This is a genomic window from Mesorhizobium sp. M0016 (genome assembly GCF_040324035.1).
In the GTDB taxonomy this organism is placed as follows: Bacteria; Pseudomonadota; Alphaproteobacteria; order Rhizobiales; family Rhizobiaceae; genus Mesorhizobium.
The window spans coordinates 399,394-418,545 of sequence record NZ_JAMYVM010000002.1 but is presented as its reverse complement, the minus strand read 5'-3'; the positions used below and the strand labels follow the sequence as shown (position 1 = coordinate 418,545).

20 protein-coding genes, 1 tRNA gene and 1 pseudogene are annotated in these 19,152 nt (G+C 62.8%); 7 read left to right on the top strand and 15 right to left on the bottom strand.

The genetic code is table 11. From position 1 onward, the window contains the following. Nucleotides 1–205: 205 nt before the first annotated feature. Nucleotides 206–3,397, bottom strand: a complete 3,192-nt coding sequence (locus NKJ88_RS04925) for an amino acid permease (RefSeq protein WP_081726857.1) — start codon at nt 3,395–3,397, stop codon at nt 206–208. Between the two features lie 476 nt (nt 3,398–3,873). Here NKJ88_RS04925 and NKJ88_RS04920 point away from each other — a divergent pair, with 476 nt between their 5' ends. Beyond that, on the top strand, nt 3,874–4,503 hold the full coding sequence (locus tag NKJ88_RS04920; RefSeq protein ID WP_196813594.1) for a hypothetical protein: 630 nt from the start codon (nt 3,874–3,876) through the stop codon (nt 4,501–4,503). Between the two features lie 47 nt (nt 4,504–4,550). Here the strand turns inward: NKJ88_RS04920 and NKJ88_RS04915 are convergent, their stop codons facing one another. Further along, on the bottom strand, nt 4,551–4,850 hold the full coding sequence (locus tag NKJ88_RS04915; RefSeq protein ID WP_023681215.1) for a DUF1236 domain-containing protein: 300 nt from the start codon (nt 4,848–4,850) through the stop codon (nt 4,551–4,553). 206 nt (nt 4,851–5,056) lie between these two features. Between NKJ88_RS04915 and NKJ88_RS04910 the strand changes: the two genes are divergently transcribed. From NKJ88_RS04910 to NKJ88_RS04900, 3 genes are all read left to right on the top strand, one after another. Beyond that, a complete protein-coding gene (locus tag NKJ88_RS04910) occupies nt 5,057–5,287 on the top strand; it encodes a hypothetical protein (protein ID WP_033001362.1) in 231 nt (76 codons plus the stop codon). A 47-nt stretch (nt 5,288–5,334) separates the two neighbouring features. Next, a complete protein-coding gene (locus NKJ88_RS04905) occupies nt 5,335–5,643 on the top strand; it encodes a DUF1236 domain-containing protein (protein ID WP_352443637.1) in 309 nt (102 codons plus the stop codon). Nucleotides 5,644–5,841: 198 nt separating this feature from the next. Beyond that, nucleotides 5,842–6,186 carry a low affinity iron permease family protein gene (locus NKJ88_RS04900; RefSeq protein WP_023672069.1) on the top strand — a complete coding sequence of 115 codons (345 nt, stop codon included), beginning with the start codon at nt 5,842–5,844 and terminating at the stop codon, nt 6,184–6,186. A gap of 101 nt (nt 6,187–6,287) precedes the next feature. Here NKJ88_RS04900 and NKJ88_RS04895 read toward each other — a convergent pair. The 9 genes from NKJ88_RS04895 to NKJ88_RS04855 all read right to left on the bottom strand — a co-directional run bounded on the left by NKJ88_RS04895 (nt 6,288) and on the right by NKJ88_RS04855 (nt 15,294). After that, nucleotides 6,288–6,372 (bottom strand) — tRNA-Leu (locus NKJ88_RS04895). A 299-nt stretch (nt 6,373–6,671) separates the two neighbouring features. Beyond that, nucleotides 6,672–7,292 (bottom strand): 2,3-bisphosphoglycerate-dependent phosphoglycerate mutase, encoded by a 621-nt coding sequence (locus NKJ88_RS04890; RefSeq protein WP_023672068.1) that lies wholly within the window; start codon nt 7,290–7,292, stop codon nt 6,672–6,674. Between the two features lie 27 nt (nt 7,293–7,319). After that, nucleotides 7,320–8,141, bottom strand: coding sequence for a 4-hydroxy-tetrahydrodipicolinate reductase (gene dapB, locus NKJ88_RS04885; protein WP_023702425.1), 822 nt, complete (start codon nt 8,139–8,141; stop codon nt 7,320–7,322). 30 nt (nt 8,142–8,171) lie between these two features. Continuing rightward, nucleotides 8,172–9,992 carry an ABC transporter ATP-binding protein gene (locus NKJ88_RS04880; protein ID WP_050590521.1) on the bottom strand — a complete coding sequence of 607 codons (1,821 nt, stop codon included), beginning with the start codon at nt 9,990–9,992 and terminating at the stop codon, nt 8,172–8,174. A 279-nt stretch (nt 9,993–10,271) separates the two neighbouring features. Further along, nucleotides 10,272–11,291, bottom strand: coding sequence for a glucokinase (locus NKJ88_RS04875; RefSeq protein WP_023824069.1), 1,020 nt, complete (start codon nt 11,289–11,291; stop codon nt 10,272–10,274). Between the two features lie 121 nt (nt 11,292–11,412). Next, entirely contained in the window at nt 11,413–12,495 is a 1,083-nt protein-coding gene (gene mepA / locus NKJ88_RS04870; protein ID WP_502904728.1) for a penicillin-insensitive murein endopeptidase, read from the bottom strand. Between the two features lie 51 nt (nt 12,496–12,546). Then, nucleotides 12,547–13,470, bottom strand: coding sequence for an SDR family oxidoreductase (locus NKJ88_RS04865; RefSeq protein ID WP_352443635.1), 924 nt, complete (start codon nt 13,468–13,470; stop codon nt 12,547–12,549). Continuing rightward, the gene (queG, locus tag NKJ88_RS04860; RefSeq protein WP_352443634.1) at nt 13,467–14,621 is read right to left on the bottom strand and encodes a tRNA epoxyqueuosine(34) reductase QueG; all 1,155 of its coding nucleotides are present in this window, start codon (nt 14,619–14,621) and stop codon (nt 13,467–13,469) included. The genes NKJ88_RS04865 and queG overlap by 4 nt, the downstream gene beginning before the upstream one ends. Beyond that, nucleotides 14,602–15,294 (bottom strand): glutathione S-transferase family protein, encoded by a 693-nt coding sequence (locus tag NKJ88_RS04855; protein ID WP_023672063.1) that lies wholly within the window; start codon nt 15,292–15,294, stop codon nt 14,602–14,604. Before NKJ88_RS04855 ends, queG begins: the two co-directional genes overlap by 20 nt. 168 nt (nt 15,295–15,462) lie before the next feature. On the opposite strand from NKJ88_RS04855, the gene NKJ88_RS04850 reads away from it, so the two are divergent. Continuing rightward, entirely contained in the window at nt 15,463–16,269 is an 807-nt protein-coding gene (locus NKJ88_RS04850; RefSeq protein ID WP_352443633.1) for an undecaprenyl-diphosphate phosphatase, read from the top strand. Nucleotides 16,270–16,454: 185 nt separating this feature from the next. On the opposite strand, the gene NKJ88_RS04845 is transcribed toward NKJ88_RS04850, so the two are convergent. After that, on the bottom strand, nt 16,455–16,832 hold the full coding sequence (locus tag NKJ88_RS04845) for a YraN family protein (RefSeq protein WP_023745884.1): 378 nt from the start codon (nt 16,830–16,832) through the stop codon (nt 16,455–16,457). Continuing rightward, a complete protein-coding gene (gene rsmI / locus NKJ88_RS04840) occupies nt 16,825–17,733 on the bottom strand; it encodes a 16S rRNA (cytidine(1402)-2'-O)-methyltransferase (protein ID WP_352443632.1) in 909 nt (302 codons plus the stop codon). The genes NKJ88_RS04845 and rsmI overlap by 8 nt, the downstream gene beginning before the upstream one ends. 172 nt (nt 17,734–17,905) lie before the next feature. On the opposite strand from rsmI, the gene NKJ88_RS04835 reads away from it, so the two are divergent. Together NKJ88_RS04835 and NKJ88_RS04830 are read left to right on the top strand one after the other, a co-directional pair. Continuing rightward, complete coding sequence (locus tag NKJ88_RS04835) at nt 17,906–18,091, top strand: hypothetical protein (protein ID WP_023681229.1); 186 nt, start codon at nt 17,906–17,908, stop codon at nt 18,089–18,091. Nucleotides 18,092–18,098: 7 nt separating this feature from the next. Beyond that, entirely contained in the window at nt 18,099–18,287 is a 189-nt protein-coding gene (locus NKJ88_RS04830) for a hypothetical protein (protein WP_023672058.1), read from the top strand. A gap of 141 nt (nt 18,288–18,428) precedes the next feature. On the opposite strand, the pseudogene NKJ88_RS04825 reads toward NKJ88_RS04830, so the two are convergent. Both NKJ88_RS04825 and NKJ88_RS04820 read right to left on the bottom strand, forming a co-directional pair. Continuing rightward, a pseudogene (locus tag NKJ88_RS04825) lies at nt 18,429–18,751 on the bottom strand (low molecular weight protein tyrosine phosphatase family protein). 70 nt (nt 18,752–18,821) lie between these two features. Further along, entirely contained in the window at nt 18,822–19,136 is a 315-nt protein-coding gene (locus NKJ88_RS04820; protein ID WP_352443631.1) for a hypothetical protein, read from the bottom strand. Between the last annotated feature and the right edge of the window lie 16 nt (nt 19,137–19,152).

The following is a 19,152-nucleotide window of genomic DNA, read 5'->3' as shown; positions in this document are numbered from 1 at the left end:
GTTTGAAGTGGTTTGTTGGGGGACTGGCCGGAAGGGGAGGTGGCTCCCGCGCCAGCTGGTGCGGATGCTTCGCATGGCCCCGAGCTGCAAGGCAAACAGTGCGCCGACAAGTGCGACCTTTATAAGGGCGAGCCCGAGCAGTACCGCCAGCAGTCCTCGCTCACCAGTATGCTGCAAGAGCAGCGCGCCGACGGTCGGCGCCGGGCTATCGCGTTACGCCAAGCGCCTGAGGTGCGGTGGTATCCTTGGGCTCCCCGAAGGCAGATCCTGGCGAAATCCCATTCGTCACATCTTTGTAGAGCGCTATCGGATGCGGGCGCCCCACCAGATATCCTTGGATTTCGGGACATCCTTCCTTCATCAGGAAGGCACGCTCGTCCTCTGTTTCGACACCCTCCGCGATGACAGGCAAGGCCAGCGCATTCCCCAGGCTGAGTATCGTGCGCACGATGGCGGCCGATTGGACATTCGAACCGACACCCGAAACAAAACTGCGATCGATCTTGATCTTGTCGAATGGAAACGCCTGCAGCGAGGACAGCGAGGCATACCCGGTGCCAAAATCATCCATCGAGACCCTGACGCCCAACGCCTTCAACCTCCGCAAAACCGACAAGGCAGTTGCCCGGTCGCGGATGAGAACCCCTTCCGTGATTTCCAGTTCCAGCCGCCCCGGAGCAAGGCCGGTCTCGTAGAGGATAGAATGAACGAGGCCTACCAGATCCCCGAAACGGAACTGCACGGGAGAGAGGTTGACGGCGATCTGCAGCGGTGAGGGCCAGGAGGCCGCGTCTCTGCACGCCTGCCTGAGCGTCCATTCACCTATCTCAACGATCGTGCCATCCTGTTCGGCAAGCGAGACAAACGCGTTTGGGGAGATGAGCCCATGCTTTGGATGGTGCCATCGGGCGAGTGCCTCGAAGCCGAAGATTTCGCCGTCCATCCTGGCTTGCGGCTGATAATGAAGCACAAGTTCGCCATGGGCGACCGCAGAGCGCAAATCTCGCTGCAAGGCGTAGCGCTCTCTTAGCCGCTTATCCATCTCAGGATCGAAGAATTGCACCATCCGACGACCGTCCGCCTTGGCCCGGTAGAGCGCTGCGTCGGCATTTGCCATCAGCGCCGCTGCATTCTCTCCGTCTTTCGGATAGATCGCCGCCCCGATGCTCACCCCGATCGAAATGTGCTGGCCCCGGATTTCGAATTTGCCTGCCGCCGATTCGAACAGACGGTCCGCAACATCCTTGGCACTCGCGGACCGGTCATCCATGGCCAGGACAACCGTGAATTCGTCGCCGCCCATGCGCGCGATAAAGGCCTCAGGCGCCGCGGTTTGGAGACGCCGGGAAATGGTGCAAAGCAGATCGTCGCCGGCGGCGTGCCCGAAAACGTCGTTCGCCTCTTTAAAATGGTCAAGGTCGATGCTGAAGACGGCAAAGCTGGCGTGCGTTGCTTTTGCACGCTCGAGCGTCGTGGCCAGGTGTGCTGCAAGCGCGGCTCGGTTCGCCAGGCCGGTAAGCGGATCGTGGTGCGCGAGATGCGCGATTTCCTCGTGCCGTGCCATCAGTTCGGTGCGCGCTACGTTCATGTTCTCGCGCGCGTCGTCCAGGCCGTGGGCGGCTTCCCTCACCTTGTCCTGGAGCAGGTTGAAGCTTTCGGCCATCTCTCCAAGTTCGTCACGAGAGTTTACCGTAACCGGCATGATATTCACGGAGGCATGCGCCGCCGCGAGGTCTCCCCGCCCCAGGGCGACCATGGCGAGAGAGAAATCCTTCAGCGTTCCGGATGTCAGACGCTTTGCCGCGTTGCTCACCTCGGTCGCCGAATGGGTGATCATTCCCGGCAAGATCAGGCCAACGCTGATGGTCAGCAGCGCGACAACGACAAAAATGTCCTCCAGCGCGGCGACCAATGAAGTGTCGCCTTGGGGAACGCTGCCGATCGCCAGGAAATAGCCGGCACCGTCAAGCACGAGCACAAAAAGCATGGCTCCGGTAAGCTTCAGGTGAAGCGTATGTGGCAGCAAGGGTAGACCGAGTGCGTATCGATCCTCCATCGTGCGCCAGGCGTAGAGCGCAGCACCCGAATATGCCAAAGCCAGACCGAACAGGACGGTAGGAAGGCCAAATTGCTGAAATCCCAGTATGGCGGTCAACAGCCATATTGCAGCCGCGCCTACGCCAAGGATGATCGTTCCCCTGGGAGCCCGGAAGGGTCGCTCGGCTTCGGGACTATCACGGCGCAAGAGCCAGACTGCGATATTTGGCATGCAGATGCTGATCAGGTACGTAAAATTGGCCGCGGCGATCATCCAGAGCGGATACCCGCACAGCATGAAGCCGATTGCCGCGGCAGCTGTGAGCAGCGTTGCCGCCCAGGGACAATCTGTTGAGGTGCGCCTGGCCAGGAAGCTCGGCAGCAGGCCGTCTTCGCTCAGCTGCGCAAGGGTCCGCGCGGCGCCTGCCAATGGCTGCAACGTTCCATGGAACATGTTCAGCATGATGAGCCAGATGGCGGCCGCCTTGCCGAAACTCCCCAACAAGGGCGCAAAGGTGGGCCCGAGAGCTATGGCGAGGTCGGTGCCGAGCGGCTCCGGCCCGAGCACACCCAGCCAGACAACCGGCAGGACCAGGAAATAGACGCCGGCCATTGCGGCGCTGGCCCACATCGCCAGAGGAATGTTGCGGTTGGGATCGATGGTTTCGCCAACATGGCAGGCTGCAGCCTCAAATGCCGGTGCGGCAAACCCGATCAGGTACAGTCCCGCCATCACCGACGTGATATCGCCGAACAGGCCGGTAAACGGGCTGGTCAGGGCAAAATCCGTCGCCTGCCGCCAGTCGACCGAGCCACTGATGACCGGGACGAGGGATGAGAGAAACGCAAGCGTCGCGGAGGCAGTGGCGATCGGGATCGCCAGTTGGACCACCCACTTGATTCCACACAGGTTGACCGCCGTAAAGAATGCGATGAGCCCGCAGGCGACCGCCTCCACGGGGAGGCCCGGCAGGTACCATTGCTGTATTGCAGACGCTGAAAGAACCGCTGTCAGTCCGCAGGTCGGCACCCAACCCCACCAATAGCAGGTGCCCGTCAGAGCCGAGAGAACGGGACTGTAAGGTCGGAAGGCTTCGGCGCACGCTGCAGAGATACCGCCGACGCGGTTTGGCCACATGAGAACCAATTCGGTCCACGCAGGCGCGGCGGCCCAGCTTAGAAGCAGACCAACAACGAGCAAAGGAACCGCAGCGCTTCCTTGACCGGGAATATTCCCCTGGCCGACAAAAAGGGCGGCAATCAGAAACAGGCTTTGATTGCTGCCACCCATGGCGAGCGCTGTCGTGCCCATCCATCCCAAGGTTCTCGGGTGCGGTCGTGAAGGCGTGAGGCCCGGCATTCAGAGACATCCATTCGAGTGCGGAGCGCTGTCTGACTGGCGAATGTAACCTGCGGAGATATGTCTGTCGAACGTCGCGCTCCCGAAGTCAAAGTTGGACCTTAGGTGAGACGTATTAAGACTTCGTACAAAACCAGATCCGCCCGATGATCGCTGTCAACTTGCGGTAGCTGCGGTTCAATCATGCTGATGCCGGCCCGAGTGGATCGATCTCCTCAAATCTGGGATATCATATCAATTTTATCTAATCGCCCACTATGAGGGATAGTCGCGAATACAGCCTAATATCGATTATTATCGACAAATCTCGTGATTGCGGCGCTATCATCCGAAGGCGGCTGAAGTCGACTGTAGATCGCTAATCACATTGACCGCTTTTTGACTTCGTACCTCGCCATCGTGGGGGCAAGCACCGAGACTTCACGCCGTGCCTCAAGTTGGAGCTAACTTGTGCGAGCACGCCGCATAGCCCCGCGTTGCAGGGCAAACAGCGCGCCGACCACGCTGGGCGCGGCGGCGCGCTGGTGGGTCCTTCCCAGGCCGGCGCCCGTACGGTCGATATGGCGATCGCTCGCTACCATCATCCGATCTGCACCAAACTGGCCTCGGTGACATTTCTGACCATAGGCGTGGCGACGCTCTGGACCGGCCTGCCCGGTTCTGCCGGCCACGGTGATTTTCTATGGCGCCCGCATCGGCTAGCATGGCCGAGTATCGTCACATGCGGCGACATGGTGTTCTGGACGATGCTTGAGCGCGACGCGACCTCGCCAGCGGGCACGCCTTCGACGCCGGCCCGTAGCAGGAATGTGTTCAGCACCAGAACACTTGGGATCAGCGTTGCGGGAGCCTGCACACGTGAGTACTCCGCCTCACAAGCCTTCCGGCTGGTCCTCGAGGACGAACGACGCTGCAATCAGGTCATCGCCGCTGATGCGGCCACTGCCGCCAACCATGATGGATGCGACTTTCTGAAAGGTCTTCATGTCGGCCTCTGTTATGCGCGCATCGCGCATTCTCGCCCTGAGAGAACCCAGGCGGGTATCAAGGGCTGGCGATGTCTCGACGTGATCGATCATCTTCGATCATCCTGGAGCGCAATGTGAAATCCGCTGCCCGCCGCCATGGCCGGCGGCGGGCGGCAGCTATTCGATCAGTCGTAGACCTTCACAATTTTCCGGGTGCTGGGATCGACCAGGACGGTGCGGTTGTCGACCACGACGTAGCGGTATTTGACGTTGGGAACTTCGTGCAGCTCGACCGTATCAGGCAAGGCACTGCCGACGTTCAGCTCCACGCCCGGGATCTTCACCGAAGCCAGCGGCTGCTTTTTTACGTATTCGCGGACGACCGTATCCTGCTCCGGTGTGATGACGACATCCTGAGCTGCGGCGGCGCCGACCCCAGCCAAAAGCAACAAGCCTGCAGCGGCACTTGCAAAGTGGATTTTCATGGTTTTCTCCTCGCGTAATCCGGCGACGGCACCACGCCTGTTCGCCGAGGGACCGAACTTGAGATCAGCCAGATTGTTCCTGTGACTTCAGTCCGCGGCGAACCAGACCAAAGTCGGATATCAGCTAAGACCCAAGTCCCGAGGCGGAACGTTCAAGCGGGGCAGGCGTTTCCCAAATGCAACTAAATAAAACAGGAGAGGAACACATGGCCGACGGCCCAACTGTTGTTAATTCTGGGGGTGGCGGCGGCACTGCGATTGCTGTTGTTCTTGCACTTATTGCGGTCGTAGTGTTGCTTATTTTTACCGGCGTCATCAATATCCGCGGCGACGGCGGCAAGGATATCAACGTCAAGGTTGAAGCGCCAAAGGTGGAAGCTCCGGCTGCACCCGCAAAGCCTGCGGCACCTGCCCCAGCCCCTGCGAGTGGCGGCTGATCTGGTCGTATCCACGCCTTCAAACTGACCTATGAAAGGAAATTCCCATGACCAGATATTTCGTCAGCGCCGCCGGCGCCCTCGTCCTTATGGCGGGCATCGGCACCTCGTTTGCCGAGGATGTTATTGTTCTCAAGCCCGAACAACAGACGGTCATTCGCGAATATATCCATAAGCAGAAGCTGGCCTCAGTCAGTTTGCTCGGCGTCGAACTCAATGTCGGCACGGCACTTCCAGACACTGTCGAGCTCCACGCAATCGACGTTCCGGATGTCCGCTACAAGCATACGGTTGTCGGAGATCATGCGGTTCTCGTCGATCCCGACACGCGCAAGGTCGTGCAGATCATCGAATAACGCGCGAGCCCGCCGCTCCGGTCTGGAGCGGCGGGCTGTGGCTGCCCTGTGAAAGTCTACGGGCAGCCTTTTCTCAACGGGAGGATGTCTGATGTTTAGCGACAAGGAAACTTGGGTCCTGGAAGCTGCCTTACTCGCGGCAATTCCAATTTGCGTAGCCGTCACCGCACTCGTGGCATTTTTGACCGCGGCCTGGATATGAATCGCTTCCTGTTTGTGATGGGCGACTTTCTATCCCGGCCACCGGGCTTCTATGTCCTTCTTGTAGCCATGCTGCTCTGTACTGCGTTGGTGCCATTCGGCCTGACCAATGTGGTCACCTACGCATTGTCGGTAGCGGCCATCGTGATCACCGGCGTTGTGCTGATCCAGGGTTACCGCGACACGGCCGCCATTCACGCCAAGCTTGATGAGATTATCGTTTCGCTGAATGAGACCAGAAACGATGTCGTCGGCTTGGAGCATGCCGAGCCGGAGGAGATTCGGGAGAAGCTCCAGACACTCGAAGAAGAAGCAATGAAAGCGGTTCGCCCGCCGCATTGACCCTCCGCTGGACTATCTGTCATCCATCAGCAAAAAAGCCCGGGAACCGGGCTTTTTTGCTTCGCGTCTAAATCATTTCGGACTTATCCGAAACGGGAATTTGGTGCCCAGAAGAGGACTCGAACCTCCACTCCTTGCGGAACACGGACCTGAACCGTGCGCGTCTACCAATTCCGCCATCTGGGCTGGTGCGGGCTCATGTAAGCGGGCAAACGATATGTGTCAACGCGCTTTTTCGAGGGCCGCAGCCTGCCGGCTTAGTTTCCCGGGGGTCAACGCCGCCCCTCACCTGCCTGCCGGCATCCTCTCCCCGCACAGTGACGGGGAGAGGGGCGCTCTCATCGATGATTTTCGCCGGTCACCTGCGTCACAAGAAGAGCGCCGAGGCTGCGGCCAGCCCTTTCTCCCCGTCACTACACCGGGAGAACTGCCCGGCAGGGCAATGAGGGGCAGCGCCGACTCGGCGAATGAGTTGGCCGAAAACCTCACCCCTCCAGCACGTCCTTCGACGCCACAGTGGAATCGGCGTTGAGCTTGTAGATCACCGGCACGCCGGTGCCGAGCTCGAGCTTGACGATCTCCTCGCCGCTCTTGCCGTCCAGCGCCATGATCAGTGCGCGCAGCGAATTGCCATGCGCGGCGACCAGCACGGTGCCGCCTTTCAGCACATGCGACTGCATGTCGTGAAGATAATAGGGCCAGACGCGGGCGCCGGTGTCCTTCAGGCTTTCGCCGCCGGGCGGCGGCACGTCGTAGGAGCGGCGCCAGATGTGCACCTGCTCTTCGCCCCACTTCTGACGCGCGTCATCCTTGTTGAGACCGGAGAGGTCGCCGTAGTCGCGCTCGTTCAGCGCCTGGTCGCGGATCGTCTTCAAATCGCTCTGGCCGACCGCGTCGAGAATGTGCTGGCAGGTTTTCTGCGCCCGGATCAGCGCCGAGGTGAAGGCAATGTCGAATTTCAAGCCGCGTGCCTTGAGCTTCTGGCCGGCTTCCTTGGCCTCCTTGTGGCCCTGCTCGGTAAGGTCGACATCGCGCCAGCCGGTGAACAGGTTCTTCAGGTTCCATTCGCTCTGGCCGTGGCGCACGAGCACGAGAGTTCCCGACATGTTTGCTCCTTCAAAATTATGGATAGTTTAGCTCAAGCCGAGCACGTCCCGCATGGAATAAAGTCCGGGCTTTTTACCGCGCGCCCAGAGCGCGGCCTTGACCGCGCCGCGGGCAAAGATGGCGCGGTCCTCGGCATGGTGCGACAGCATGATGCGCTCGCCGGTTCCGGCCAGGATGACGCTGTGGTCGCCGACCACCGAGCCACCGCGCAGGCTGGCAAAGCCGATCGTTCCTGGCTTGCGCACGCCGGTATGGCCGTCGCGTGACCGCACATCGTTGCCGGCAAGGGAAATGCCGCGTCCCGCCGCCGCCGCTTCGCCGAGCAGCAAGGCGGTGCCCGACGGCGCGTCGACCTTGTGCTTGTGATGCATTTCGAGGATCTCGATGTCGAAATCCTCTGGACCGAGCGCGCGCGCGGCCTGCTCGACCAGCACCGCCAGAAGATTGACGCCGAGGCTCATATTGCCGGATTTGACGATCGTCGCGTGGCGGGCCGCGGCCTCGATCCTGGCGTCGTCTTCCGCCGAGCAGCCGGTGGTGCCGATGACATGGGCAATGCGTGCCTGCGCGGCATAGCCTGCGAATTCGACGGTGGCTGCCGGCATGGTGAAATCGAGCACGCCGTCGGCCTTGGCGAACACCGGCAGCGGATCGTCGCCGACCGTCACATTGATGATGCCGATGCCGGCAAGCTCGCCCGCATCCCTGCCGAGATAGGGCGATCCGGTTCGTTCGACCGCGCCGACGACGCGGGCGCCGGGGATCGAATGGATGGCGCGGATCAGCGTCTGGCCCATGCGGCCGGCCGCCCCCACCACCACCAAGCCCATTTCGCCGGATTCGCTCATGCTGTTCTCCCGATCGCCTTGCTGGCGCGGCTATGCCGGAGTTTGGATTGGCTGGGCGTCGTCGACAAGCCCCAACCCGCTCTTGCCCTGCACGCGGTGGAAGCGGGCATAGACGCTGTGCGGATCGGCCATCAGCCTGGCATGGTTGCCTTCCTCGACCAAGCGGCCCTCTTCAAGTACGATGATGTGGTCGGCGTTGACGACCGTCGACAGGCGGTGCGCGATGACGATGGTGGTGCGCCCTTCCATCACATGGGTCAGCGCTTCCTGGACGCGGGCTTCGGCCTCGTTGTCCAGCGCCGAGGTCGCCTCGTCGAGCAAAAGGATCGGCGCATTGCGCACGATCGCCCGCGCAATCGAGACGCGCTGGCGCTGGCCGCCGGAAAGGGTCGAGCCGCCCTCGCCGACGGGCGTGTCGTAGCCCTGCGGCTGCTGACGGATGAACTCGTCGGCCGCCGCCAGCACCGCCGCCCGCTCGATCTCGGCGTCGGTCGCCGAAAGTCGGCCAAAACGGATGTTGTCGCGTATGCTGCCTTCGAACAGATAGGGCGCCTGCGAGACATAGGCGATCGAGCCGCGCAGCGAGTGCTTGGTGACTTTGGAAATGTCCTGGCCATCGATCTCGATCGAACCCTTGTCGACATCGTAGAAGCGCTGCAGCAGCGCCACGAGCGTCGTCTTGCCGGCACCCGAGGCCCCGACCACCGCCGTAACCTTGCCGGCCGCGGCGGTGAAACTCAGGTTCCTGATCACCGGCATGTCGGCGCTGTAGCCGAACGTCACATTGTCGAAGCGAACCTCGCCGGTGGTGATCCTGGCTTCGACCGCGTCGGGCGCATCGCCCTGTTTAGGCTCCAGGTCGAGCAGCTCGTAAATCATCCGGGCGTTGACCAGGGCACGTTCCATACCGACCTGCGTACGAGCCAGGCGCCGTGCCGGATCGTAGGCCATGATCAGCGCGGTGATGAAGGAAAACACAGCGCCTGGTGGTTGTCCGAGCACCAGCGCCCGGTAGCCGGAATAGGCAAGGACGGAGGTAATGGCGAGACCGCCCAAAATCTCGGAAATCGGCGACAGCCGCTCCGCGACCCGGGCGATCTTGTTGTTACGCTGCTCGGCCGTATCGGCCATGATGCCGATCCGGCGCGCCAGCTCGGCTTCCAGGGTGAAGGCCTTGACGATGGCGATGCCTTGCGTGGCCTCCTGTACGGACCCGTTCAGCCGCGAGTTGATCAGCACCGATTCCCGGTTGATGCGCCGCAATCGGCGGGTGATGTAGACGACGGCCCAGATCAGCGGCGGCCCGATCAGCAGCGAGCTGAGCGACAACACCGGATCCTGGTAGATCATGACGCCGACGAGGGCGATCAGCGAGACCGCGTCGCGGCTGATGGAGGTCAGCGTCAGCGACAGCAGATCGCGAACGCCGCCGACATTCTCGTTGACCTGTGCCGCCAGCCGACCGGAACGCGTATCGTTGAAGAAGTCGACGCCGAGCTTCATCAGGTGGTCGAAGCTGCGCTTCTGGTAGCGGGCGACCAGATTGTTGCCGATCTTGGCCAACGCGACCGCCTGGCCGTAACCGGCGAAGCCGCGCAGCACGGAGGCGGCCATGAACCCGGCGCAGATCCAGACGATCATGTCGCCGCGTCGTTCGTAGAAGATCTCGTTGATCATCGGGGCCATGATCCACGCCGTGAAGGCGGTGGTGGCGGAAACAATCAGCAGGCAGCCGACGGCAACGACATAGGTCCAGCGATATTCACTACCGTTTTCGGCCAGGATGCGGCGCAGCACCGCAGTGACCTCAGCTGGCTGGACTTTCAGTTTGAGTGGACTTTGAGCGGTCAAATCGCGGGCGCTTCGTGGTTTGCTAGAGCATGATGCCGAAAAGTGTGAAGCGGTTTTCGGACGACATCATGCTCTATCTCTTTGATTTAGAGCCGGATTCAGATTTCAGGTCGATTCGATCTGAAATCATCCGGCCCTAGGGATGCCAGGCTGGAATTCGGCCCCTCTTAGCGCCCCGGCTACGGCTTGCCTATGGCGAAACTTCGTCGCGGCCCGAGGTTGGGGTCACGAAAGCGGCAGCCATTTCCAAGAAAATACCCGTTTTCGGGACGAAATGGATCATGCCCGCCAGCGCCGCCCCGCGGTCTGGACGCCGAACAGCGAAGGGTTGCGGGCATAGGCGGCAAGGCCCAGAAGTGCCGCCAGCGGGTGGGTGATGACATAGACCGGCATCGAGGCCATCAGCGCGCTGTGCGGCGCCTTGTCCTCGAAGGCGGCGCGGAAATTGCCTTCCTTCAGCGCGGGCACGATCTTTTGCGCGATGCCGCCGGTCAAAAACACGCCGCCGCGGCTCATGAACACCAGCGCGAGGTCGCCGGCGGTGCGGCCGAGGCAGGTGACGAACAGCGCCAGCGCTTCCTCGGCAACCGGGTCGGTCTTGGCCAGCGCCGCCCCGGTGATTTCGGCCGGCGTGGTGAACGGCGCCGGCTTGCCGTCGGCCTTGGCGGCCGCCCGGTAGACATTGACCAGACCGCGCCCGCACAGGATCTGCTCGCCCGAAATGCGGCCGTCCAGCTTTTCGATATGCGGGAACACCTCGAAATCGCGCGGCGTCCGCGGACCGATATCCATGTGGCCGCCTTCGCCAGGCACCGGTATCCAGTGATGGAGGGCATGAACCAACCCGGCGACGCCGAGGCCGGTGCCGGGACCGAGCACGACACGCCCGGCATTCTCCTCCGGCGTGCCGCCGCCGATCTTTTCCATGTGCTCTTCGCCGAGCGCCACGACGGCCAGCGCCTGCGCCTCGAAATCGTTGAGCACGACGATGTCGCCCAGGCCCAGATTGGCAAACATCTGCTTCGGCTTCACCACCCAGGGACAATTGGTAAGCGGGATCTCGTCGCCATCGACTGGTCCGGCGATGGCCAGCACTGCCGAATTCGGCCGGATGGAGGAGCGGTCCAGCACCGCCGCCTGGATCGCCTCGTCGATGGTGGCGAAATTGGCGGTTTGCACGATATGCGGCTCACCGGCTTCCGAATTTGCGTCGAGCACGATCGAAAAGCGCGCATTGGTGCCGCCGATGTCGCCGATCAGCACTGGAAACCGCAACGCGGTGTCGTCGTCGCCTGACATGCTCTTGCTCGTCCCCTTTGCGGCGCCGTTGCGACCGTTTCAAGCGCCCGGTTTTCAATCGCCCGGTTTTCAATCGATTGACTAGCGCATGGCCCCGGAAAGGGAAAGCGTCAGTTCGCCATCACTGTCCGACGTTTGCCGGCGGCCGTCGCCTCGGCAGGGGAATGCCGATCTCCGGCGTGGCGGTGAATGCGTTGGCTGCGCCAGGCAAGCCGCCCGCATTGCCCGCTATGGGCGGAGGCGCGTCGGGTTCCGGCGCCCTGGCGGCGATCGGCACGCCGCCGCCGCGATAGGTGACGGCTTCCGCCGAGTCCGCGTCGGGCTGGTCGAGCACGAACTGGCATTGTTTCGGCAGGTTCGCCATCGTCATCAGGTCGCGCGCCTTGGGCGCATCCGGGTTCTTGTTGGGGCGCCACGGCTCCTCGGTAAACCACCAGGCCAGCGGCTTGCCGCAGCCGTCATCGTCGGGCGTCGCTTCCTGTCCCTTGCAGTTGGGCGAACCCGGCTGGCAGCCGATGCGGATGTGGAAATGATAGTCATGGCCCCAGAACGGCCGGATTTTTCTCAGCCAGGTACGGTCGCCGGTGACGGTGTCGCACAGCTTCTTCTTGATGCCTGGATTGACCAGGATGCGCTCGACTTCCGGATAGCTCGCGGCGCGCTTCAACAGCTTGGTATGTATCGGCTTCCACAGCCTGTCCTTCACCAGATGCGTCTTGTCGTCGACCATCAGCGTGGCGCTGATGTTTTCGCGCTCCTGGGTCGTAAGCTTGCGGTCGGGCATCGGCGACAGCCAGATGTCGGCGTCGAGGCCGATCTGGTGCGAGGCGTGCCCGGTCAGCATCGGGCCGCCGCGCGGCTGAGAGATGTCGCCGATCAGAAGCCCCGGCCAGCCGTCGGCGGCGGCATCGCGCGACAGCTTCTCGATCAGCGCAATCATCGTTGGATGACCCCAGCGCCGGTTGCGCGAGGGGCGCATCACCTCCCAGTTCTGGCCGTCCATCGGAATGGCGACGCCGCCGGTGAAGCAGCCCTTTGAATAGAAGCCGAAGGATTGCGCCGCAGCCATCGCCGGCAGCTTCTTGGCGCCGAACAGGTCCTTTGCCCGTGGCTCGGCCGTGATTGCGCCCGCCACCAGCCCGGCCAGCGCCACGATCGCCAGCGCCGCCGTCAGGAACAGCCGTCTGCCGGTCAAGGATCGCATCGAAATCGTCATGAACCCCACTGCAAAAGTCCGCAACACAATCGAATCATATCACCTCGGGCTCGCGTTTCGATTATCTACCTTCATCGGGCTGCGCGGCTCGCCGTCGCGCCAGCTGCCGTCGGCCCACATCCGATCGAACGCCTGGCGGTAGTCCGGATAGCGGAACCGGTAGCCCGCTGCCTTGATCGCGGCGTTGGCGACGCGCTTGTTCTCGCCATAGAAGGACCGCGCCATGGGCGAAAGTTGGGCGGTCTCGAAAGGAATCTCCGGCGGCGGCTCGACGCCCATCAGCGAAGCGGCATAGGTGACGACATCCTGCGGCGGCGCCGGCTCGTCATCGGTGACGTTGAAAATGCCGCCTCTATTGCCACCGATGAGGTGCCAGAGCGCACCGGCGATGTCGTCGCAATGGATGCGGTTGAACACCTGGTCGGGCTTGACCAGCCGCCTGGCCGTGCCGTTTTCCAGATTGACCAGCGCGTTGCGTCCCGGCCCATAAATGCCGGAAAGCCGCAGGATCGCCACCGGCTTGCCGGTCTCGAGGCCAAGCTGCAGCCAGTCCCGCTCGGCCGCCACTCGCATCGACGAGCGTTTCGACACCGGCCGGCACTCGGCCGTTTCATCGACCCAGGCGCCGTCATAATTGCCATAGACGCCGACGGTCGAGAGATAGCCGATCCAGCGAAGCGCCGGCATCGCCTCGATCGCCTTTCGCGCGGCGAGAAGCACAGGGTCGCCGGCCTCCTCCGGTGCCACGGAGACGATGAGATGGGGGGTCTTTTCCAGCGCATCGCCGATTTCAGGGGTCAGGGCGCCGTCGAACAGCAGCGGCGCGATGCCGACCTGCCGCAGCGCGTCGAATTTTTCCGATGAGCGCGTGGTGCCGAAGATCGTAATCGCCTCCGCATTGGCCCGTGCAAAGGCTTTGCCCGAATAGCCGGCGCCGAAGATAAAAACCTGTTTTTCGCTCATGCATGCGCCTCGATTGGCAATGCGGACAGCCATTCGTCCTGCACTGTAGTGTCGGTTTCGATTTTCAAGTAGATCGCCGCCTGCCCGTTGAATTCGGCGGCCGTCACCAGCCGCGCCAGCGCCCAGATCGCCGCGCCGCGCACCAGCGGCGAGGCATCGCCAAGCAGATCGCGCACCGGGCCGGCCAGCGAAACATCGCCGGAATTGCCGGCGGCGGTCAGCACATTGCGGACAAAGCGGTCGCGGCCGATGCGCTTGATCGGCGAGCCGGAGAAAAAGGTCCGGAACGCCGTGTCGTCCAGCTGCAACAGTTCCGCCAGCGGCGGTTCGCGCAGTTCATCGCGCGCGGCGAGCTTGGCCTCCGAGGCGGCGCGGGCGAACTTGTTCCACGGGCAGGCGGCGAGACAATCGTCGCAGCCATAGATGCGGTTGCCGATCTTTTCGCGGAATTCTTGCGGGATCGGCCCCTTGTTCTCGATGGTCAGGTAGGAGATGCAGCGCCTGGCATCGAGCCGATAGGGCGCCGGAAAGGCATCGGTCGGGCAGGCGTCGAGACAGGCGCGGCAGGAACCGCAATGGTCTACCTCGGTCGCATCTGGCGTGAGCTCCGCCGTGGTGAAGATGGTGCCGAGAAACAGCCAGGAGCCGTGCTCGCGGCTGACCAGATTGGTGTGCTTGCCTTGCCAGCCGAGCCCGGCGGCCTCAGCCAGCGGCTTTTCCATCACGGGCGCCGTATCGACGAAAACCTTCACGTCGCCGCCGGCCCGCGCGACGATCTTGCCGGCGATCTCCTTCAGCCGGCCCTTCATCACCTCGTGATAGTCGCGGTTTTGCGCATAGACCGAGATCGCGCCGAGATCGCGCCTTGCCTGCAGCGCACGCGGATCGTGGTCGGGGCCGTAATTCATTGCCAGCACGATGATCGAGCGCACCTCGGGCCACAGCGTCGAAGGCTCGCTACGGCGTTGAAGCGTCTCCGCAATCCACGCCATCGAACCGTGAAAACCATCGGCGACGAATTCGGCCAATCTGGCTGGCGCCAGCGGGATCGCATCGGGCGTGGTGACGGCAACCGCATCGAAGCCGGCGCGCCGCGCCTCGGCGTCGACTAGCGCGCGCAGGGTTTGGCTTCTAGAAGTCGAGGTCCGCATAATGCGACACCGGCGACAGGCCGCGCACCCGGTCGGAGAGCAGCGGCCGGAACGACGGCCGCGATTTCACCCGCGTGTACCATTCGCGCGCCGCGGCATGCTCGCGCCAATCGATCTCGCCGAGATAATCCAGCACCGACAGCGTCGCGGCCGCCGCCAAGTCGGCATAGGTGACCTTGCTGCCGGCCAGCCAATGACGGGTGCCGGCCAGCCAGTTGGTGTACTTCATGTGCTGGCGAATGTTGGCGCGCGCCGCGCGGATCGCCGCCGAATCGGGGGAACCGCCGCCCGCCGTTTCCGGCATCACCGGCTTCAGCACGCGCTCGCGCACCAGATGCCGGGTCACTTCGCTCTCGGCCTTGTTGAGATACCAGTCTGTGAGACGGCGGATTTCGGCGCGCTGCATCGGGTCTTCCGCAAACAGGCGCTTGTCGCGCTTCAGGACGCCACGTGTCTCGTCAAGATATTCCGCGATCACCATGGCGCCGACGATCGGCACGTCGCCCTCGGCAAGCAGGATCGGCAAGGTGCCGGCCGGGTTCAGCGCCAGAAATTCCTTGCGCCGCGTCCACGGTTTTTCCTCGATCAGCGCCAGCTCCTCGCCATATTCGCCGAAGGCGAGGCGCACGAAGCGGCAGGTGGCGAACATCGGGTGATGGAAAAGCGTCAGCATGATTCCGCGATATTAAGGCGCACTGGCGAATCGCCGTCCGCACCGGTAAGTCTTGGCGGCCCGTCATGCGGCCGTCACGGTGCTGCGACCTATAGGGGGACTTCCGCGCCGTGACAAGCAAGCCATTCGCAAGCCGTTTCCTTCCGTCCCTTGAATGCCGAGGTTGCCATGGATAGCCACACCATCGTCGAAGCCCTGCTGCTCGGCCTGCTGGAGGGGCTGACCGAGTTCATCCCGGTCTCCTCGACCGGCCATATCCTGCTCGCCGGCCATTTCCTCGGCTTCCATTCCACCGGCAAGGCCTTTGAGATCCTGATCCAGCTGGGCGCCATCCTGGCGATCCTCAGCGTCTATTTCCGCCGCCTGTGGCAGATGCTGCTCGACCTGCCGCATGACCGGCTGACGCGGCATTTCGTCCTCGGCATCCTGATTGCCTTCCTGCCGGCCGCCATTATCGGCGCGCTGGCGCATGATTTCATCAAGACGGTGCTGTTCGAATCGCCAAGGCTGATCTGCATCATGCTGATCGTCGGCGGCGTCGTGCTGTTGGTCGTCGACCGCATGAAGCTGCAGCCGGTCTATCGCGATGTCGAGCGCTTCCCGACAAGGCTTTATTTGCAGATCGGCCTGTTCCAGTGCCTGTCGCTGATCCCCGGCACGTCGCGCTCCGGTTCGACCATCGTCGGCGCGCTGCTGCTGGGCGTCGACAAGCGCGCGGCGGCGGAATTCTCCTTCTTCCTCGCCATCCCGACCATGGTCGGCGCCTTCGCCTTCGATCTGTTCAAGAACCGCAACGTGCTGAGCAGCGCCGACCTGCCAATCATCGCCATCGGCTTCGTCGCCGCCTTCGTTACCGCGCTGATCGTCGTGCGCTTCCTGCTCGATTACGTCTCGCGCAACGGCTACTCGCTGTTCGGCTGGTGGCGGCTGGTGGTGGGCAGTGTGGGGTTGGTGGCGCTGATGATCTGGGGGTGAGCTTTACCCTCCCCCTTGTGCCCCCCTTGTGGGGTCCGAAGGACGGGCGAGACAGGCGGCTCGCCCCGGTCAGTCGATCCGCAAAGCGGATCGGGGTGGGGGTCGGCGCCACACCCCCGCCCCGTTTCGCCAACGACGCGTCGCTTGCTCACCGACCCTCCCTACAAGGGGGAGGGTAAAGGCCGCTAACTCCTCCCATAAAACGCGTTCTCGACATGCACAGGCCAGCGCCAGGGCAGCACCGCGATCATGTCGAAGCGCATCGACAATCTGCCATAATCCGGTTGGCGCGACAGCCAGATGTCGGCCGCGCCCTCGATGCGGCGCTCCGATTCGTGGCCAATCGCCTCCATCGCTTCCATCAGCGTGCGCCGCGCCTTGACCTCGACGAACAGCACTAGGTCGCCGCGCCTGGCGATCAGGTCGATCTCGCCGAAGCGGGTGCGATGCCGGCGGGCGAGGATGCGATAACCTTTCAGCATCAGCGCCGCCGCCGCCAGCCACTCGCCGCGATGGCCGCGCCGATAGGCTTTTTGGCGGCTGGCGGCCGGGCGCTCAGCCACCTTCGCCTTCTCCAACCGCATCCCTGAGTTCCAGCAGCCGGCGGTAGAGCGACTGCTTCTGCCCGCCTGTCATCTTCGCCGCTTCCGCCGCCGCCTTGGACGCCGGCATTTCGGCGGCCAGCGACAGCAGCAGCCTGTCGATGTCGGCGGGTTGGTCGGCCTTGATCTCGGCGGGCCCGACGCAGATGACGATCTCGCCCTTCGGCGTGTCAGCCGCCGCATAGTGGTCGGCCAGCGCCTGCAGCGTTCCCGTCCGCATCTCTTCAAAAGTCTTGGTCAGCTCGCGGCCGATGGCGGCCTTGCGCGCGCCGCCCAACGCCTCGACCATGGCGACCAGCGTATCGGCCAGCCGGCGTGGCGACTCGAAGAAGATCAGCGTTGCCGGCACCGTCTTGAAGGTCTCCAGCCTGGTCAGCCGCTGCCCAGATTTCACCGGCAAAAACCCCGCAAACAGGAAGGCGTCGGACGGCAGTCCCGACGCCGTCAGTGCCGCCAGCGGCGCCGATGGGCCGGGGATCGGCACCACGCGCAGGCCGCGCTCCAGCGCTTCGCCGACCAGCCGGTAGCCTGGGTCGGAGATCAGCGGCGTGCCGGCATCCGAAATCAGCGCCACGCTCTGCCCGGCCTCGAGTGCCGCGATCAGCTTCGGTCCGGCCTCGCCGGCATTGTGTTCATGATAGGCCGTGGTGCGGCGGCGGATGCCGTAGCGGTCGAGCAGCACGCGCGAGACGCGGGTGTCCTCGCAGGCGACGACGTCGGCGGCCGCCAGCGTCTCCAGCGCGCGCAGCGTGATGTCGGAGAGATTGCCGATCGGCGTCGCCACCAGATACAGCGCCGGCGCCAGCGGCCGGACTGCGATCTCGGTCTGGCCGATCACATAGCTGCGTTTCTCGCCGGTCACCGGGTCTCTCCATTTCGCCCTGTTTGGCATGGCGCGTGCCGGGTTGCAAAACTCCCGAACGTCGGGCCAAACCTGACGCCGATGTAACCCGGCGGCCATGTCTTTGCCACAGTGGGGAACGAAAGCGTGGCTGGCGGATTGAATACCTGAGTCTCTTGAGGAGGAGGACAGGATGGACAGCCTGGAATTGCAGGACGTTTTCGAGCCCTACTATGCCGGGCGCAACCGCGTGCCCGCGCCAAAGGGCAAGCGTGCGCTCGCCGAGAGCGACACCGGCCTGACCAGTCGGGCGGCCACCGCCTTGCCGACGAATGTCAGGCTTTCGGACAACAAACCGGACAGCACGACGGAGCACTGACCGTACGATGCCCAATCGTTTCGATATCTTCATCACCCGTCTTGAAACGAAGAGCGCCCGCGAAGGCGCGCCGCCGCATCCGATGAACGACCAGAACAGCGTCCGCCGGGACAAGAGCGACGCCAAGCCGGCCCGGACCGGAGAGGCGCATGCCGAGAAACACCGCGGCAAGCGCCGCTTCAAGCACGACGCTTAGTTTGTCGATCCGTGCAACATCGTCATCCTAGGGCGAAGCAAGGAGCGAAGCGACGCGGCGCAGACCCTAGGATCCATTCCCTGACGTCTGCCGAAGGATGCAGCGGCGCAGAATTCTAAAGCGCTCGGTCGTGAACGCCCGTCAGCCCAGGTATCGCGTCACCCTCACCTCCAGCAATCGCACCAGCTCCGGGGCCATGGATTCATAGTCATCCGGGATATCGAGGCAGATCACCCGCGCTTTCTTCAGGCTTGCCCTGAATTTCTTCTGCAGCTTGCGGCGGTGCGCCTTTTCCATCACGAAGATGATGTCGGCCCAGACTACCAGCTCATGCGTCAGCAGGGTGTCGGCATCGTGGGTGGTGCCGCCCTAGGCGACCTCGATATCCCTGCGTTGGAAAACACCTGTTCGGCGCTCGGGCTGCGCAAGCGATTCTGGCTGCAGACGAAGAGGACGTTCTTCAACAGCTTCGATCTTTGATTTGGTTGTTTCCCCGGTTGGAAAACCAAATTGTGCCCCGCTGAAAGCGGTTACTCATCCCACATCTCGTATCGTTTTAGTTAGAGGAATGTACTGGTCAGGCGTAAGCCCGCACAGATCGAATGCTATCGAATCATCCTTGGCAGTCGCCCTGAGGTTTATCCCTACGTACGACATGAAGGCGCGCACTACATCGAACTCGCTTAGGCCCGACAGCTTAACCTTTCTGGATTTCCTGTTTTTGATGAATATTGCCTCGGCTTCATAGAGATCTTCGTACTCGAGGGATTTCGATATCTCGGTTAGTCCAAACTCAAAGACATCATCTGTGTTCAATGTCCGCAGCGTTTCGTGGATCAGGAACTTCATGGCAGGCCCTATTGGA

What these genes read in the sequence shown, in the direction of transcription:
- NKJ88_RS04890 (WP_023672068.1), bottom strand. Translation starts at nt 7,292, where the DNA reads ATGTCGGGAACTCTCGTGCTCGTGCGCCACGGCCAGAGCGAATGGAAC.
- NKJ88_RS04900 (WP_023672069.1), top strand. Translation starts at nt 5,842, where the DNA reads ATGAATCGCTTCCTGTTTGTGATGGGCGACTTTCTATCCCGGCCACCG.
- NKJ88_RS04875 (WP_023824069.1), bottom strand. Translation starts at nt 11,291, where the DNA reads ATGTCAGGCGACGACGACACCGCGTTGCGGTTTCCAGTGCTGATCGGC.
- NKJ88_RS04910 (WP_033001362.1), top strand. Translation starts at nt 5,057, where the DNA reads ATGGCCGACGGCCCAACTGTTGTTAATTCTGGGGGTGGCGGCGGCACT.
- NKJ88_RS04865 (WP_352443635.1), bottom strand. Translation starts at nt 13,470, where the DNA reads ATGAGCGAAAAACAGGTTTTTATCTTCGGCGCCGGCTATTCGGGCAAA.
- dapB (WP_023702425.1), bottom strand. Translation starts at nt 8,141, where the DNA reads ATGAGCGAATCCGGCGAAATGGGCTTGGTGGTGGTGGGGGCGGCCGGC.
- NKJ88_RS04820 (WP_352443631.1), bottom strand. Translation starts at nt 19,136, where the DNA reads ATGAAGTTCCTGATCCACGAAACGCTGCGGACATTGAACACAGATGAT.
- NKJ88_RS04855 (WP_023672063.1), bottom strand. Translation starts at nt 15,294, where the DNA reads ATGCTGACGCTTTTCCATCACCCGATGTTCGCCACCTGCCGCTTCGTG.
- NKJ88_RS04915 (WP_023681215.1), bottom strand. Translation starts at nt 4,850, where the DNA reads ATGAAAATCCACTTTGCAAGTGCCGCTGCAGGCTTGTTGCTTTTGGCT.
- NKJ88_RS04850 (WP_352443633.1), top strand. Translation starts at nt 15,463, where the DNA reads ATGGATAGCCACACCATCGTCGAAGCCCTGCTGCTCGGCCTGCTGGAG.
- NKJ88_RS04835 (WP_023681229.1), top strand. Translation starts at nt 17,906, where the DNA reads ATGGACAGCCTGGAATTGCAGGACGTTTTCGAGCCCTACTATGCCGGG.
- queG (WP_352443634.1), bottom strand. Translation starts at nt 14,621, where the DNA reads ATGCGGACCTCGACTTCTAGAAGCCAAACCCTGCGCGCGCTAGTCGAC.
- NKJ88_RS04925 (WP_081726857.1), bottom strand. Translation starts at nt 3,397, where the DNA reads ATGCCGGGCCTCACGCCTTCACGACCGCACCCGAGAACCTTGGGATGG.
- NKJ88_RS04905 (WP_352443637.1), top strand. Translation starts at nt 5,335, where the DNA reads ATGACCAGATATTTCGTCAGCGCCGCCGGCGCCCTCGTCCTTATGGCG.
- NKJ88_RS04830 (WP_023672058.1), top strand. Translation starts at nt 18,099, where the DNA reads ATGCCCAATCGTTTCGATATCTTCATCACCCGTCTTGAAACGAAGAGC.
- mepA (WP_502904728.1), bottom strand. Translation starts at nt 12,495, where the DNA reads ATGCGATCCTTGACCGGCAGACGGCTGTTCCTGACGGCGGCGCTGGCG.